This window comes from Bacillus sp. JZ34 (assembly GCF_053903205.1).
The window spans coordinates 493,587-509,752 of sequence record NZ_CP096403.1 but is presented as its reverse complement, the minus strand read 5'-3'; the positions used below and the strand labels follow the sequence as shown (position 1 = coordinate 509,752).

The 16,166-nt window shown below is 45.4% G+C and carries 17 protein-coding genes; 2 read left to right on the top strand and 15 right to left on the bottom strand.

All coding sequences use genetic code 11. The annotated features are described in order from the left end of the window. The first annotated feature begins 197 nt into the window (after positions 1-197). A complete protein-coding gene (locus M1D90_RS02475; protein WP_096748361.1) occupies positions 198-1,796 on the top strand; it encodes an SWIM zinc finger family protein in 1,599 nt (532 codons plus the stop codon). Further along, complete coding sequence (locus M1D90_RS02470; RefSeq protein WP_456283114.1) at positions 1,783-4,548, top strand: DEAD/DEAH box helicase; 2,766 nt, start codon at positions 1,783-1,785, stop codon at positions 4,546-4,548. The genes M1D90_RS02475 and M1D90_RS02470 overlap by 14 nt, the downstream gene beginning before the upstream one ends. 38 nt (positions 4,549-4,586) lie before the next feature. Here M1D90_RS02470 and M1D90_RS02465 read toward each other — a convergent pair whose 3' ends face one another. From M1D90_RS02465 to M1D90_RS02395, 15 genes are all read right to left on the bottom strand, one after another. Beyond that, complete coding sequence (locus M1D90_RS02465) at positions 4,587-5,390, bottom strand: YwqG family protein (protein ID WP_096748362.1); 804 nt, start codon at positions 5,388-5,390, stop codon at positions 4,587-4,589. Positions 5,391-5,438: 48 nt separating this feature from the next. Next, on the bottom strand, positions 5,439-6,386 hold the full coding sequence (locus M1D90_RS02460; protein ID WP_025810669.1) for an ATP-binding protein: 948 nt from the start codon (positions 6,384-6,386) through the stop codon (positions 5,439-5,441). A gap of 11 nt (positions 6,387-6,397) precedes the next feature. Continuing rightward, on the bottom strand, positions 6,398-7,063 hold the full coding sequence (locus tag M1D90_RS02455; protein WP_035337847.1) for a hypothetical protein: 666 nt from the start codon (positions 7,061-7,063) through the stop codon (positions 6,398-6,400). A gap of 21 nt (positions 7,064-7,084) precedes the next feature. Further along, positions 7,085-8,074: a tetratricopeptide repeat protein gene (locus M1D90_RS02450; RefSeq protein WP_142300497.1), complete on the bottom strand. Its 990-nt coding sequence runs from the start codon at positions 8,072-8,074 to the stop codon at positions 7,085-7,087. Between the two features lie 321 nt (positions 8,075-8,395). Continuing rightward, positions 8,396-9,274, bottom strand: coding sequence for a Cof-type HAD-IIB family hydrolase (locus tag M1D90_RS02445; protein WP_095291475.1), 879 nt, complete (start codon positions 9,272-9,274; stop codon positions 8,396-8,398). 15 nt (positions 9,275-9,289) lie between these two features. Next, entirely contained in the window at positions 9,290-10,060 is a 771-nt protein-coding gene (locus M1D90_RS02440) for a DeoR/GlpR family DNA-binding transcription regulator (RefSeq protein WP_023857137.1), read from the bottom strand. Between the two features lie 142 nt (positions 10,061-10,202). Continuing rightward, positions 10,203-10,868 carry a transaldolase family protein gene (locus M1D90_RS02435; protein WP_456283113.1) on the bottom strand — a complete coding sequence of 222 codons (666 nt, stop codon included), beginning with the start codon at positions 10,866-10,868 and terminating at the stop codon, positions 10,203-10,205. 20 nt (positions 10,869-10,888) lie between these two features. Further along, positions 10,889-11,674, bottom strand: coding sequence for a sorbitol-6-phosphate dehydrogenase (gene srlD, locus M1D90_RS02430; protein WP_020453198.1), 786 nt, complete (start codon positions 11,672-11,674; stop codon positions 10,889-10,891). A 14-nt stretch (positions 11,675-11,688) separates the two neighbouring features. After that, entirely contained in the window at positions 11,689-12,060 is a 372-nt protein-coding gene (locus M1D90_RS02425; protein ID WP_020453199.1) for a PTS glucitol/sorbitol transporter subunit IIA, read from the bottom strand. Between the two features lie 23 nt (positions 12,061-12,083). After that, entirely contained in the window at positions 12,084-13,091 is a 1,008-nt protein-coding gene (gene srlE / locus M1D90_RS02420) for a PTS glucitol/sorbitol transporter subunit IIB (protein WP_020453200.1), read from the bottom strand. A gap of 16 nt (positions 13,092-13,107) precedes the next feature. Beyond that, on the bottom strand, positions 13,108-13,656 hold the full coding sequence (gene srlA, locus M1D90_RS02415; RefSeq protein WP_020453201.1) for a PTS glucitol/sorbitol transporter subunit IIC: 549 nt from the start codon (positions 13,654-13,656) through the stop codon (positions 13,108-13,110). Continuing rightward, positions 13,653-14,096, bottom strand: coding sequence for a transcriptional regulator GutM (locus M1D90_RS02410; RefSeq protein ID WP_020453202.1), 444 nt, complete (start codon positions 14,094-14,096; stop codon positions 13,653-13,655). Before M1D90_RS02410 ends, srlA begins: the two co-directional genes overlap by 4 nt. After that, positions 14,093-15,055 carry a sugar-binding transcriptional regulator gene (locus M1D90_RS02405; RefSeq protein WP_020453203.1) on the bottom strand — a complete coding sequence of 321 codons (963 nt, stop codon included), beginning with the start codon at positions 15,053-15,055 and terminating at the stop codon, positions 14,093-14,095. Before M1D90_RS02405 ends, M1D90_RS02410 begins: the two co-directional genes overlap by 4 nt. A gap of 219 nt (positions 15,056-15,274) precedes the next feature. Then, complete coding sequence (gene ssb, locus M1D90_RS02400; RefSeq protein ID WP_020453204.1) at positions 15,275-15,622, bottom strand: single-stranded DNA-binding protein; 348 nt, start codon at positions 15,620-15,622, stop codon at positions 15,275-15,277. Positions 15,623-15,726: 104 nt separating this feature from the next. Then, a complete protein-coding gene (locus M1D90_RS02395; protein WP_023857133.1) occupies positions 15,727-16,098 on the bottom strand; it encodes a hypothetical protein in 372 nt (123 codons plus the stop codon). Positions 16,099-16,166: the final 68 nt, after the last annotated feature.

Below are 16,166 nucleotides of genomic sequence, written 5' to 3'. Positions count from 1 at the left end.
TCCATAAATTAAAACATTTCTGATTATATTTCAAATTATATGATGTAAAGAATCAATTTGCCATAGTCTATTACATTATTCGACAGCCATCCGTTTTTATGTCCTTTTCCTGAGAAAATCTTTTTTGGACGGATTGATTAAGCTATAATAGAGAGATTGGAAACTTTTTAAAAGCCATTCGGTTAGGAGCGATAGACATGCTTCAAGACATGATTTCAAAAACGGTTGTGATGGATGCAGCTGAACAGTTTAAGCATGTACTGCCGTGCACAGAAGCTAACATTCAGCTCATGAAAAAAGCCCTTATTTTATACAGACAGGATTCCGTCTATCGGGTCAAGCCGATGAGCGGGCATACGGTCAGTGCTTACGTTCAGGATGTGGTCCCGGTGAAGGTCTTCATCGACCTCGCCGACGTTAAAAAAAGCAGCTGTTCCTGCCCTGCTCAAAACATCTGCCGGCATGTGCTTGCCGTTTATTTATATCTGTATGCACAATATGATCGATTGGGAACGTTTACGGAGTTTTGGAAAGAAGCGCAAAAACGCCGCGAAAACAGGGATATTCTCGGACAGCTTCAGCGTGGAATGAAACCCCGCAGCCACACGCTCGATCAATGGACATCGTTTTTCAAAACGGAGTTCAGACGATGGGAAGAGCATACGCCTAAAAACCAGCAAACGATGCAATACCTTTACTACGGGTATTTTTCAGCTTTAAAAAAGCGGACGCCTGCGGAGCCGGAGCTGAAAAAAATGTACCAAATCCACGCGGCTCTTGCGACATGGCTTGCCATGCATTCGCTCGTCGAGAAAGGGCGCATTGATCCTGAAAAAGATTTTTACTCGCTGAATCCTTATATCGAACAGCTGATGGACACGATCTACAGCTCAATCGATGAACTGAAAACATATGCGCTATCGTTCTCCCTTGATCCGTTTTTAGAAAAAACCCCCGGCGCGATTCGGGAACTGCTGCTCAAGAAAGACATTTTTCAGTATGAAAGGCTGCGGATTTTCGGGGAAATCTGGAGTGCGCTTCTGTCCCGGCCAAACTGGCTGAAGCGGGAGCTCGATGTGCTGAACGATCTGGAGCCGTCGCCTGAAATACAATTCGGCAGGCTGCATCTTGAATTTCTGCTGAAAAACGACGATGTGATTCTTGATCAAGCCGGATCGTTTTCACCTGAGATTCTTCCTTATACATTTCAATGGCTCAGCGTCATGACCGCCAAAAAAGACTGGAAGCGCCTTAAAAAATGGTACGAACACCTTGAACAGCTTGCATCCGGCTTCTGCAGACTGGATAAACCGTACCGGGAAATACGCGATGTTTTAAGCGAATTCTTCCTGTTTCTGAGCGATTACAGCAAAAACGCAAAAGAAGAGCATGTATATGAACGGTACTGCAAAAAGTGCCTTCCTTATACGTTTACTGAATACAGCCATTTTTTATATAACAAAAACCGCTTTACGGAGTGGATGGAGATCCACAGCCTTGTCGGTTTTTCTATCTCTGAGATCGGACAGAACGCCTTGAAAGATATCGCAGCAGCAGCCCCTGAAGCTTTGATTCCTTCCTATCACAGAGAAATTTCCGGGCTGGTTGAACAAAAAAACCGCTCAAGCTACAAAGAAGCCGTCAAACAATTAAAAAAGCTGCGCACCCTCTATAAGAAATCGAAAAAACAGGATGTCTGGAACCGGTTTATGGAGCAGTTTTCAGCTCGCTATAAACGGCTGAGAGCCTTCCAGGAGGAACTTAAGAAAGGAAAGTTGATCGATGGCGAGTCTTAAGGAAATCGTGATACATGTCGAACAATCAGAAGACTATACATTCATTTTATCTTGTCATGACGAGGATCATCAGTTTCTTACGCGGAATGAAATGGAAAGGTATTTGTTTCAGTGGCACGAATCGTCTTTTTACGGAACGTTTCTCGAAGATGCCGGTTTAGAGACTCCAGCGGTTCTGCTGTCTCCGTGGATGGCGGTCGAATTTCTCGGCAAAAACTCATTTAATTCGTACAGCGACATCAATCTCACCGAGGAAACCGAACCTTTGATGAAAACGGCTTCCACCATTTATGAGTTTATCGCAGATGAAGATTTTCTTCCCGACTATGAAGCATGGAAGCAAGAGGTGCTGCGTTGGAAAGATAAAGAAGGGATTTTGGAAGGCTATACAGCTGAATGGTTTTCACACGCTGTCGAAGACTACATCAACTACAATGACGAGTTAAAAGCAAAATGGGAATCGATTGTCGCACATTCTCCCGCCGTCACCACATTTCAGGGCCACTTTCTTGATGAAGACGATTTTCTTGAAACGATCGGCTGGCATGAAAACCCTATGCCGTTTACTGTCGGACTCCGCTTAAATGAACCTGACTTTGACGGAGACGATTGGAAAATCGAACTGTTTTTGCGCGACAAAAAAAGCGGAGCCATTCAGTTCTTTGAAGGCTTGAACAGGCTGAAAAAATCGTGGCAGGCATACGCTGATAAAATCGCCCGGGAACAAGACAGATTCCGCCAAATCGTGCCGTGGCTAACGATCGACTCGGGAACGACGCTTTTAACGGAAGAGGAAGCATGGATCTTCCTATCCGAAGCAAGCGAAACTCTTGTCAGCATGGGGATTGAAATTTTGCTGCCGTCATGGTGGCAAATCGTCAGAGACAGCAACATGCTGCTGAAAGCGAAAGTGTCATCGGCTCCCCGCGGCGAGTCCTTTGTCGGAATGAATGCATTGATGGACTTCAACTGGCGTTTTGCTACGAACGGAATCGAACTCACAGAAGAAGAATTCGAGCAGCTTGTCGCCAATAAAAGACGGCTTGTCAACATACGCGGGCAGTGGATTAAAATCGATCCGAATTTTATCAAACAAATGAAAAAGCTGATGGAGCGAGCAGAAACAGAGGGGCTTCATATGTCTGACATCCTGGCGCGCGAGCTGACGGAGCGGAGCGAAACCCGCGAGGATGATGATCTGTTCGATGCTTCCGCATTCAGCGAGGTGCGGTTTGAACTGTCCTATCAGCTGAAAAACATGATCAGAAAGCTGAGCCAGCGCGATGATCTCCCGTCATACCCGGTCAGCAAATTTTTTGACGGAACGCTCAGGGCTTATCAGGAAGACGGTTTGAACTGGCTGATCTTTCTCAGAAACTGCGGCTTCGGCGCCTGCCTGGCAGACGATATGGGTCTTGGAAAAACAATCCAGATGATCGCCTATTTCGCCTATTTAAAAGAACAGGGACAACAAACGCCATCTCTCATCATTGCGCCGACTTCCGTCCTCGGGAACTGGCAGCGCGAACTTGAGACCTTCGCGCCCGACCTGACGGCGGCGCTCCATTACGGGCCAAAACGCCCTAAAGGTGAAGCGTTTCAGGAATGTTACAAAGATGCAGATATCGTCTTGACGTCATACGGCCTCGCCCAATCCGACTTTGACGATCTCAGCAGCGTCGCCTGGAACTGCATCTGCCTTGACGAAGCCCAGAATATTAAAAATGCGCACACGAAGCAATCCCGCTCAATCAGAAAGCTGAAAGGCATGCATCATATCGCGCTCAGCGGGACTCCGATGGAAAATCGCCTGACGGAGCTGTGGTCGATCTACGATTTCATGAACAAAGGCTATCTCGGAAGCCTTGGCAGCTTCCATAAGCGATTTGTCCTGCCGATTGAAAAAGACCGCGACGAAAAACGGATCGAACAGCTCCAGCAGCTGATCAAACCGTTTTTATTAAGGCGGACAAAGCAGGACAAGGAAGTCGCGCTCAACCTGCCTGAAAAACAGGAAGAAAAAGAGTTCATCCCGCTCTCGGCAGAACAGGCCTCACTATATGAACAGCTTGTCAAAGATACGTTTGAACATATGTCAAGCCTCGTCGGAATGCAGCGTAAAGCTCTCATCTTAAGCATGCTCGGCAAGCTCAAACAAATCTGCGGTCATCCTGCCCTTTACTTAAAAGAGACCGGGAGCGAGCTCCTTAACGGAAGGTCAGTCAAGCTCGAAAAACTGTTGGAACTGACGAAGACGATTCGCGAAAGCGATGAAAGCTGCCTGATTTTCACCCAATATCTCGGGATGGGAGATATGATGAAACGCCTGCTCGAGAAATCATTCGGCGAACCGGTCAAGTTTCTGAACGGCAGTTTATCCAAGCTAGAACGGGACAAAATGGTGGAGCAGTTTCAGAACAAGGAATTTCCGATTCTGATCTTATCATTAAAAGCTGGCGGCACAGGCCTCAATTTGACGGCCGCCAATCACGTCATCCATTATGACAGATGGTGGAATCCCGCGGTTGAAAATCAGGCGACAGACCGCGCCTACAGAATCGGACAGAAACGGTTCGTCCACGTTCATAAACTGATCACCACCGGCACAATTGAAGAAAAAATCGACCACATGCTCGAATCGAAGCAATCGCTGAACGATCAAATCATCCAAAGCGAAAATTGGATCACCGAGCTTTCCGAACATGAACTAGAGGAGTTATTTACCCTGAACGCTTCGGCTATTACAGGTTAAACAAAACAGCTGTCTGAAATAGACAGCTGTTTTTTGTGTTAATGACAGTCCCAATTATATAATACGTTTGAAAAGTCCTTATTCTTTAAATCATCAGGCCTTATAAAAAAATTGGCAATCCCGACATCTCCCCACATCGCGTCAATGTTCTCATCAGAATCAATTTGCAATAGCAGAACGGTATGATCCGGATAATCGCCTTCCCGCGGATCATCTTGCGTAAAGGCTGCGTAGCCCCCGATCTTATGGGAGAAGCCGCCGTACATTTCACTGTATTCTTCGAACACCGTTTCCTCTTGATCGCCGAATTGCTCAAAGAACGTCCAAGCACCCTTTCCCGCGTATCGCTCAAATTGAAAGTCGGACGCAGAGACAAGTTCAGACCCTGTGTCAGGTGTGAGTGAGGATTCGCATTCAATCGGAAAGGCCAGCTCATCCTCAAGCTTCACAAACGAAAAATCGTCGACAAGCTCGTCTTCATTTTCGATGACATTCTCAAAATACTTGATGCAAAAACTCGACTGTTCACACGGATCATCAAAATTCAATCCGTAAACATCATCACTGACAGAGATAAAAAAAAGCAGAATACCGGATTCCGGGAAATTCTCAAGGCGGGGCATGTCTGAAAAATTAATTTGCGCAAGCAGTTTCATCGGCTTTCCCTGTGAATCGACAGGATACTGTTCAGACTTTGGAAAATAAGGATCTCCGGCCAGTTTGCTTTCATATCGGCCTGTTTTTCCTTTTCTCGTGTCCAGCTTCAAAAAATCCCGCGCTGATTGTTCAAATTGCCCGCGGTATCGGGCCATTTTTTCGGGTAATTGAAACGGCTTTTTCATACTTATCATTCTCCTTGACCGGGTGACACTTTAAAATGCGGAGGTCACCTATTTGAGCTTATTTCTCTTCATATAATCAAGAACGGATTGATATGCTTTATTCGCATCACTAAACATGGCATAGTTTTTCGCTGTTGAAAACCATTCAAGCGTTGAAGGCACTCTCCCTTGAAGGCTGCTTTCAAGATCTGTCTGATGGACAGGCGACAGCTTTCCTTGCTGAAGCGACCGTTCGATCGCCTGATCTAAAGCATCGCTGACCAATTGTTCTAAATCAGCCCCCGAAAAATGGCAAGTCTTTTTGGCAATTTTCAGTACATCAATCTGATCATGCGGCTTGCCGGACAGCTTTAAATTTAAAATGTCGACACGTTCTTCTTCAGATGGAGGCGGCATAAATACCATCTTATTAAATCTGCCGGGACGGCGTAAGGCAGGATCTAAATACCACGGTGTATTCGTTGCACCGATCACATACACACCGTCATTAAACGTCCCTAAACCATCTAATTCTATCAGCAACTGATTGACCAGCACCCTGTCATGATGCTGGCTCATTCCCTGCCGATTCCCCCCGATCGAATCAAGCTCATCAATAAAAAGAACGCAAGGACTGTTATCACGCGCTTTTTCAAAAATATCATGCAGATTATGTTCACTCTGCCCAACATACATGGACAATATCGCTTGAAGCTCCAAGTGTATAAAGTTTGCTTTGATCTCGCCGGCAATCGCTTTCGCGATAAATGTTTTGCCGCATCCCGGCGGGCCAAACAGAAGAAGACTTCCCCCCGTCGCTTTTCCAAACGCTTTAAAATACTCAGGATTTTGCAAAGGCAAAATAAAGTCCATGTTGATTTTCTTTTTAATATCTTCTAATCCGCCGACATCAGCAAAAGTTTCACAGTGTTGTTCTAATTCGGTTAAAGCATGTTGATGTTGATCAAACTGAATGACTTTCACCTTTGCGCGTTTTTCCGTATCATCCCTCTTCATATTTATCCTTCCTATCTATGATTTGTACCGGTTAAGATCCTTTTCACCACTTTATAGTTCGCCTTGGAACCCGCATGTTTTTCTAGCTGGGCCTGATCTTTCTTTTTGATTCCGCTTCTTTCAATATGTATTCCTTGCCGCTGCAGGAGCTTATCAAGTTCATCAGCTTTATTGTAAAACTCGTCGGACAAGGCGGCATCGATTTTTTTTCCGTCATTTAACGTCAGATCATACTTCAGGTAAAGTGCCCCTTTAAACCCTTTTTGATAATAGGCATGGACAGAAGTGACATCTTCCATATCGTAATGTTTGGTGCTGGAAATTAGCCCTTCTCTCATGACAATGCTGTTTTTCCCGATATTTTGATATTGAAAAAAAGCATTGCATAGCAGCGTCAGCCCTACCACTAGAAGAATCAAGGATAAAGGCAGCTGCAAGCGCCCCTGATAGCCTTTGGAAGTTATCACTTTTCTAACGGTGTAAGGTATACAAATGAAGGTCAGCAACAGGCTGTAAAATATGCTTACATCAGAGCAAAAAAGCAAGTTGTCGGAAGCCGCCAGCATTTTCATTTGAAGATTCCCAAATCGGTCATACAAAGACATCGTGCCGACAAAACTGAGCAGTCCGAAAAAAACAAAAAATAGAGTTCCCGGTTTATCTTTATGTATTTCCATTATTTCCACTCTTTCACTCATTTAAAATATCAATCTGTATAAGAATGATATGATCCCTATCACAATAATCAGCAATACAAAAAGGATCCAAATCGGTGTGTACTTCAAAAATGTGAGGACCGAACTACCTCGCATTTGTTCGGGCAATTTTCGCTGCATGAAGGCTCCCGCCAGCCCGTTCATCATATAAGGTGTACTGTAGACGACAAACAGGTATGGAATCGTAAGCCACTTGAAGACCAATGTCACGATGACTAGAAGCGGCCAAAACAACACCGGTTTTTTAACACGCAGCTTCTCATGGAAGCGCCTGACTTTCAACGGGTATTTCATAAACCAAAAATTACACATGTTGTATAACGCTAAATTGGGTACAATCCCTGGATTGTTCGGATTGATTTGTAGAGCTGTTTTATTTAAAGTCAAGGCTTGTGCATAATCTCCTCTTCTATACGCCGCAGAAGCAGCCATTCCCGTGATCATGGCATCATCGGCATTTTGGGCAAGCGCTCTGTCTGAACACGCCCTTGATAATCCATCCTCAAAAAACACCGCCAAAATTTCACTGTATACGACAAGAGAAAAAGGATCGTCAGGTTCTAATTCCACTGCCTTTTCTATATAAAAACGCGATTTTTCATACTCATTTTTATCATGGAAAAGAAATTGAGCGTGCATTGCATAAGTGTAGTGATAATCAGGGTACTCTGAAATCATTAATTCATTTATTTCCTCATGCTCTTCGTACAATCCCAATTCATAGTATGCAAGAGTTAAGACAGCCAAAATTTCAAAGTTCATCGGATCTAAATTTAAAGCCTCTTTTGCAAACTGTACCGCTTTTTCATATTCTTTCGCATTAAAATATATATTTGAAAGCAATTGATAGCCTTCGTGTGAGTCGGGGTAGTTGGATAAAAACTGCTCTGCTTCCTTCAAGGCTTCCTTTGTTTTCCCCCACTTTGAAAGCCGCTCTGCTTTCTCATACATTATGCTCATTTGATTATCCAAATCGATCACCTGTTATTTACTCTTTTTCAATGAGTTCTAGTATCTTTTTCTAAATTCGAGGATTTAAACTAATGATAAAGTCACCTTCCATTCTTGGAATTTGAAATAATAGTTAAATAGTAACAAACATCACCATATCAAACAATGAATAAAAAGTAACGAAAATAATACTTCATAGTTCACGAGTCAGCGTTAAAATAAATAAAGGCCGCCGACATTGTCGGCGGCCCGCGGATCAATAACATCCGCTGCTTAACCGCACTCCTTCAATCGTTACGCTGCCATGTACCGGCATCACGCCGAATTGAAAGGATGTACGAATTAAACCGGTTTGACTTGTTGTTCAATCAGCTGATTCAGGATGTGAGCGACGCCATTTTCATCATTAGTGAGCGTCACCTCATCAGCCATCTCTTTAATGTCTTCGCGCGCATTGCCCATGGCAAAGCTTTTCCCCGCGATCTTCAGCATCGAAAAATCATTGAGACTGTCTCCGACGGCAGCTGTTTCCTGAAGGGAAATGCCGAGCTTGCGTGAAAGCTTTTCCAACGCCAGCCCTTTTGACGCCTGAAGATGCTCAATTTCAAAGTTATGCTCGGCTGAAGTGACAAGCGTAATATCTTGCGCATCGTTAAATCGCTGCCATCCCGTTTCCAGTTTTTCTTTATGAAAAGAAAAAGCTAATATGTTATATACATTGACATCTTTTCCCGCTAAAAACAGGTCGGTATAGGAGCTGATGTACGCGTATCCGTTTTGACTGAGCTGCTGTTCAGCAGCGAGTTCCAGTCTTGAAAGATCGGCCCCGGGATTTGCGCTTTTCAAGCGGTCCAGCTCAATGTCAAGCAGCTCGCGGCCGTTTTGCGGCGTGAAGATCGCTTCATCGCTGAATACCTCATAATAGTAATTCTTTTCTTCAAGCCATTGAAGAATTCCTTCCGCCCGTTTCCTGTCAAGCGGCACCGAGTGGTAAAGGCGGCCTTCAGGATCATGAATCACCGCTCCGTTGGCACTAATAATCCATGTTTTAATACTTGTCGGCTCAAAAATCGTTTGAACATCGAAGGATGCTCTCCCTGTGGCAACTACTACTTCAATCCCGTGTTCCCGCGCTTTTTTAATCGCATCGATGTTTTCTTTTGAGATCTTGCTTTCACTGTTTAACAGCGTCCCGTCTAAATCGACCGCAATCATTTTCATCTGCTGTTTTCCCCCTTAAATATCGTGATGTTCAGCCACGAGCAGCTCCACATCATGTTCATCAAGCAGTTTCTGAAACGGTTTCGGCGGCAGCCGGTCTGTAATGAGAAGGTCGATGTCACTGAGTTCAGCATACCGGTAAAAATCCGTTCTCCCAATTTTCGAATGGTCGGCAAGCGCTATGACTTGTTTCGCTTGGGAAATAATTTTCCGCTTCACCATTCCATCCTCCTCATGGGCAATTGTAAGCCCGTGTTCGGAAACCCCCACCACGCCGATCAGCGCTTTATCAACATGATAGCATGACAGCTTTTCAATGACGGAGGCGCCGTACAAAAAGCGGTGCTCTTTTTGAAGCTTCCCTCCAAGCAGGTGGATATCAGCACCTTTTCTTGAGGAAAGAACCTCCGCAAGGTTAATCGAATTGGTGATGATCGTGCAATTGACATCCGGCAAATGCTCGGCGCACGATTGGACTGTCGTGGAAGCATCCAAAATCATACGGTCGCCTTCTCTGATTAAAGAAGCGGCTGCTTTTCCGATCATGCTTTTCTCTTCGGAAACCATGCCCAGCCTGCCCGAATAGTCTTTGACCTCATCATGAACGGTAGGCAGAATCGCCCCTCCCCTTGTTCTGATAATAGCGCCTTGCTCCTGCAGTTTGACCAGATCCCGCCTTGCCGTATCTCTTGAAACTCCGAATAAAGAACAAATTTGTTCAACGGAAATCCGTTTACGCTCTTTTAAATAGTCGATGATGGAAATTAACCTTTCCTCTTGATACACTCGATCATTCCTTCTTTACACAAGTAAAATTCATTATTTATAAGTGATTATAAGTTATTACACAGAATAAATCAAGAACACATAAGTAATTATAAGTAAAAATAAAGCCTGAGTCCGGTTTCCCGGTCCTCAGGCTCGCATGCTAAAATGAAAATGATCCATATTGAGAGTGCCAAATTTCACGAAACGCATGGATATCACGGTCTACAGCCGGATGATCAGCCAAATGGCTTAAAAGCTCAGGGCTGATTGTCGCCTCGTGGCTCCCCGCTTCCATGACGGCAAGAATTTGACGGTTATGTTTAAAGCTTGCCGCAAGCACTTTGCAATTTAAATGGTATGTGTTAAATAAGTCGACAATTGTTTTGACAACGCCCGCCCCATGACCATACTCTTGATCAATACGATTGACATACGGCGCGACATAGGAGGCGCCGGCTTTTGCGGCCAGAACAGCCTGTGCAGCGGTATAAACCGTTGTCCCGGTGGTCTGGATGTTTTCAGCCGCGAGCTCTCTGATCGCGTAAAGTCCTTGAGCCGTCACCGGAATCTTCACCGACACGTTTCCATCCATCCAGTTATAGAGCGCCTTCGCCTGATCGGCTATATCCCGCCAATGGTCGGCGATCACTTGGGCATGGAGAGGCAGATGCTCGGGAAGGAGCCGCCGAATATCTTGAATCTGCTGTTTAAAGGGCTGCTTTTCCCTTGCGATCAGCGCCGAGTTTGTCGTGACGCCGCCAGCGGGAAATGAATCCAGCAATCTTTCAATCTCCGGTATATGCGCTGAATCAATCAGCATGTTCATCATCGCTTCCCCCTCGTGTTTTAATGCATGACCTGCCCTCCGGTTACATTAATCGACTGACCCGTCATATAGGATGCTTGATCAGAAGCGTAAAATAAGATGGCATTGGCGATGTCATCATACGTACAGCCCCGTCCGAGCGGCACTTTTTCGGTGTACACGCGCTCTACTTCGCTCTCTGGAATGCCGAGCTTTTTCGCGTATTGCGGAATCAAGCTTTGGAACATCGGCGATTTCAACAAATTTCCCGGCATAATGCTGTTCACGCGAATGTTGTGTTCGGCAAGATCGAGCGCGAGGCTTTGAGTGAGACCGACACCTCCAAATTTGGAAGCTGAATAAGCTGTATTATGTTTGCTGCCGACCTTTCCCGATTTGGAGTTAATTTGAATGATTGACCCGCTTCCCTGCTCAATCATGACCTTCGACGTTTCCCTCGCGCAAAGAAAATACCCGGTCAAATTGACTTCGATGGTCCGTTCCCAGTCTTCAAGCTCAAAATCTGTGATCTTATTGCTTTTGGCGATTCCCGCACTGTACACCATCACATCGATTTTATTGAATTCCTCCGTGATCCTGCCGATCATTTTTTCCACATCGGCTTCTTTTGTAAAATCTGCTTGAATCCACAGCGATTTGACCCCGTATTGACCGGCTGCATGTTCAGCCGTCCTTTCGGCGTTCTCGCCGTTGATGTCTGCGACCGCGATGTTATATCCCGCCTCTGCCATGCGGTAGGACAGCGCTTCTCCGAGACTTTGGCCGCCGCCGCATATCAATGCCACTTTTCCTTTATTCATCTCCATATTGCACCCGCTCCTTATGAGAATCTTTTAACTTGAATACAGTCTCCTGCTGAAACCTCCGGCAGTTGTTCCTTTCGTTCAAGGTACAGCGTTCCCGGCAGCTCGGCTGAAGCCGATCCGTCAAATTTCAGCGTAATATGCCCGAGATTCGCCAGGTTCTGGCGAACGGCTCCCCCAACGGCTGTGATTTTGTAGGACTCGCCGCCCAGTATGAGCTTATCGCCTTCATTGAAGTCGCCTTCTACAGGCTTTATATCAATTGATAAACAATAATCTTTCAATTCATCCGGAGCGCCTTCGCCGAATAATATAAGCATCTTTTCATCTGAAAATGCCGTTGCTTGATCTCCGATTCTGTTTATTTTTGTTTCATACAGCATGACCATAATTCTCCCTCCTTAAGAAAACCTCAGCTGTCATACATGCCAAAGCTGGCCAGCCAAGCAATGAAAACGGTTGGCGCCCCAGTCAAAAAACGCGAATACAGCACCGACGGCACCCCGACTTCAACCGTTTCGACTTCCGCTTCCGCAAGACCCAGGCCGACCGGAACAAAGTCGGCAGCTGCTTGCGAATTGATCGCAAATAACGCCGGCAGCGCCAAATTCGGCGGAATGTTTCCTTTGCCGATCTCAACGCCGATCAGCGAACCGACAACTTGTGCAATCACCGCCCCGGGTCCAAGAAACGGGGAAAGCAGCGGAAATGAACAAACAAGCGAGATTAATAGCAATCCGGGCAGTGACCCTGCAAATGGTGATAAATATTTGGCAAAAATGTCTCCGATGCCTGACTCTTTAATGATGCCGATCAATAGAGCCACAAAAGCCATGAACGGAAGAATTGTTTTGATAACGGTTTCAATCGCTTCCCGTCCAGCTTGATAAAACGTGCTGACGACCGATCCCATGGCCATCCCGATTGTCGCCATCATCCCTTTCGGCGACTGCTGTTCACTAATTTTTTTCTCTGTGCTATAATGGTTTTGTTTATTTTGCATTTGTTTTTCTTCTGGAATATTAGACTGTTCAGGCTCCTCCACAGCTCCCAGCAGTTTAATATTCTCTTTTTTTACTCCGGAAACATATATATCTTCTGTAATATGGGCGGCAAGCGGCCCGCTTTTTCCGGTCGCCATCACATTGATCGTCGGAATTCGCTTTTGCGGGTAAAGTCCGCAGCGCAGCGTCCCTCCGCAGTCGATGATCACAGCGGCCATTTCGTTTTCGGGTACTGTCGTTTTAAAGCCGTCGACCAGGGTGCACCCCGTCAGCTCAGCTAAATGATCCGCAAAATCGGGTTTGTTTCCGCCGGTGACGTACACGATTTTATTTCTCTCTTCATCAGGCGTGATCACCAGAGGCCCGCCAAACCCTCCCGGCCCTTTTGAAACTTCAACCGAACGATAGGAACTCATCTGTAAACCGCCTTTCTTATTTAAGATCAATCGAATCTTTCAAGGCAATGCCCTGCTGTTTCGCGACATAAGCCGTTGTCATATCCGTTACCCAGCCCCTGAGAAAGTTTGTTACAATCCCGACCAGAAGATAGCGGAGAGCGAGCTCGGTCGTTTCATGCCCCAGCGTCGTAATTCCTGCGGAAATCCCGAGGAAAACAAACAGCTCGCCCGGATTCACGTGCGGGAAAAGTCCGTTATGCGTGTGACAAGAATAGGATGCAGCCGCATAATAGCTCGGTTTGTATTTTTCAGGCAAGAACCTGCCAAGCGACAGCGTCATTGGATTTGCAAGCATGAACGTACCAATGACAGGCAAAACCATGTATCTCGTTAATGGATTTTTTCCCGACTTCCTCGCGAGCGCTTCGACGCGCTTTTCTCCTATCAGGCGTATCAGGGCATTCATGGCGACAAGAAGCATAATCAATAAAGGAACGATGTCTGTAAGCATACTGACAAACACTTCTCCGCCATGTCTGAATAAGTCCATAAACTTCTCCGCAAGCCATGTTACGTTTTTCATAATTCACCTCTTTTTTTGATTTGAAAGCTCATCAGTTTTTGAAGCCGCGTTTTCTTCTGCGGGACATCACCCCCTTTCGTGATGATGTCGAATGTTTTCAAGGCATCTTCAATTGCGAGCCGTGTGAGGCGGTCGTGCCGGACAAGCTCCGCTTGTCCGATCTTCAACAAATACTTTCCTTCAAACCCTTTTAAAGGCTTGATTCTTGAAAAGACAGTGACACCTTGCATTTTTGACGCCTTCAAAATTTTATTGCGCTTGTCAATGACAAACAGGACGACCGTTCCGGCTCTGAATAAGCCGGTCTTCCTTCCGACCGCGACTCTTCCCATACATCTGTATGCGGCGAATGTTCGGTTGAAATGCCTGATTTGCAAAAAACCAAAAATACTTTGGAGAAGCCATGCAGCTCCAAGGGCGATGATAAAGTAAATGATCATAATTGGTTTCTTACCTCCTCGGCAATTTCTCTGGCTGTTTCGGCAGTTGTCACCAAAATATTAATATAACGGCCTTTTGCAGCCCCGATAATAGAAGGGACTTTTTCATGGGATTCAGCAAGACCGATGGAATACTCCAAATTCTTTAACCTCTTGATGTCTATCGCGATGGTTCTGTCATGAATCTCTGTTTCTACCAACGCTCCCGACCGATCAAAGAAACGCGAGCATATATCTCCGACCGCCTGCTTTTCTTCAAGGCGCTCGATATCCTGATCGCCGTAAAATCCGGTCCAGATCATATTTGAAGAACTAAGCGGCGCTCCGATCCCGACGGCTGCCACGGTAAGGCCGTTCCACAGACTTTCTATTTTTTTAAAATAGTGGGACTTGACGATTTCCTCTTTCGTTTCTTTTTTTTCGACAACGGCTGCCGCGTCTATAAAGTAAGGCGTTCCTCCAAAGTCACCGGCAATGCTGTATACGATGCTGTTCACGTGATATTTCGTATCCATGGCGCCCGGACCGCCGACAAGCGGCACAAATGAAGCGCTCCGTTTTTTTACGCCGTGAAACTCCCCGATCATTCCCGCCATCGTCGTCCCCCATGCAAAGCCTACCGTATCTCCGTCTTTCACGACGCGTTTTAAGATTTCGGCACCGGCTTTGCCGACGAGTTTCTTCTTGTCTTCAGATGTTTGTTCCGGTTTTGCGTCGCATATGTACACTTCTTTAAGCCCAAGCAGCTGTTCGAGCTCCCGTTCCAAATCGTAGTGTGTCCCGACATGGTCATCGATCGTGATTTTAACGATTCCTTCCTCGCGCGCTTTTTTCAGCATACGTCCGACAGTTGTTCTGTATATCCCTGTTGCATTTGCAATCTGGCTCTGTGTCATATCCTCTTCGTAGTACATTTTGCAGACTTTGATCAGAAGGCGTTTATCATCCTTTATTTCCATAAGATCACCCTTCTTTTGCACATTTGTGCAAGCATTTGTCATTTGTCGTTGTATTCGCTTACATTATACATACGGAATTTTTGGGCGTCAATTTAAATTTGTCTATTTTTTGTCTAAAATAAAAAAACCGGTCATTAAAAACCGGTCATAAGGGGGATAAAATTGGGGATAGTAATTGATTTTTTTTAAGAAAGGCGTTTGCAGAAGGAATTTTACGGTTTAAGCTTCCGACGGCTCATGGGCTTTTCGGCTTTCTCCCAAAAATCTGACTGATCGGGCGACAACTTCTGTAATAAAGACGCGTTCGCCTTCTGAATTGACGTATTGGCGAGTCTGGATTCTTCCGCTCAGCCCGATGATGGAGCCTTTTTCGCAATATTCGGCTGTATTCACGGCAGTTTTGCGCCACAGGGTGCAATTGACAAAGTCCGCTTCAATTTCGCCTGCTGCATTTTTGAAAGGCCTGCTGACAGCCAGCGTCACATTTGCAACAGGGACACCGTCAGATGTGTACCGAAGTTCGGGATCTTTTGTCAAACGCCCGACCAGCATGATCTCATTAAACATTTCGTCCCTCCCTTCCTGTTCGGGTATCCCCAGTTTATAAGAGATCGGTATTTAAGGAAAATCATCATAAAAGAAAAATAACCCGGAAAAAACCCGGGTTCGCGTCATAATTTTTGTTTCTTTCTGCCATTAATTAAAAAAATCATCTCATTGTTATTTGAGAAATACGTATTTTTCAGAAACTGAAAAAAAACAGGAGATGCCAGCCACCGCTCTGAGTATACGCGGACATATGAGCCCCCGTCCCAAGCATACAAACGGAATGACAACTCTTTCTGTTTAATCGTTACTTGAAATTCGTATATTTCCATTCTGTCTTTTGTTTCATAGCGAAACACGATGCCTTCATTGGCATACGTGCTGATCTCGTGCTTTTTGTTTCCGGCTGAAAAGCAAATCATAGGCATATATTGACGGCAGTCAGCAGCTGGATTGCTTGCGATCACAAATACTTCTTTTAAGAAAAAATGGTTCATAAGTCACCTCCTGCTCAATATCACCTAAAGTATAAATAAAAATAAAGCATTATAAAATACTTTTTGCA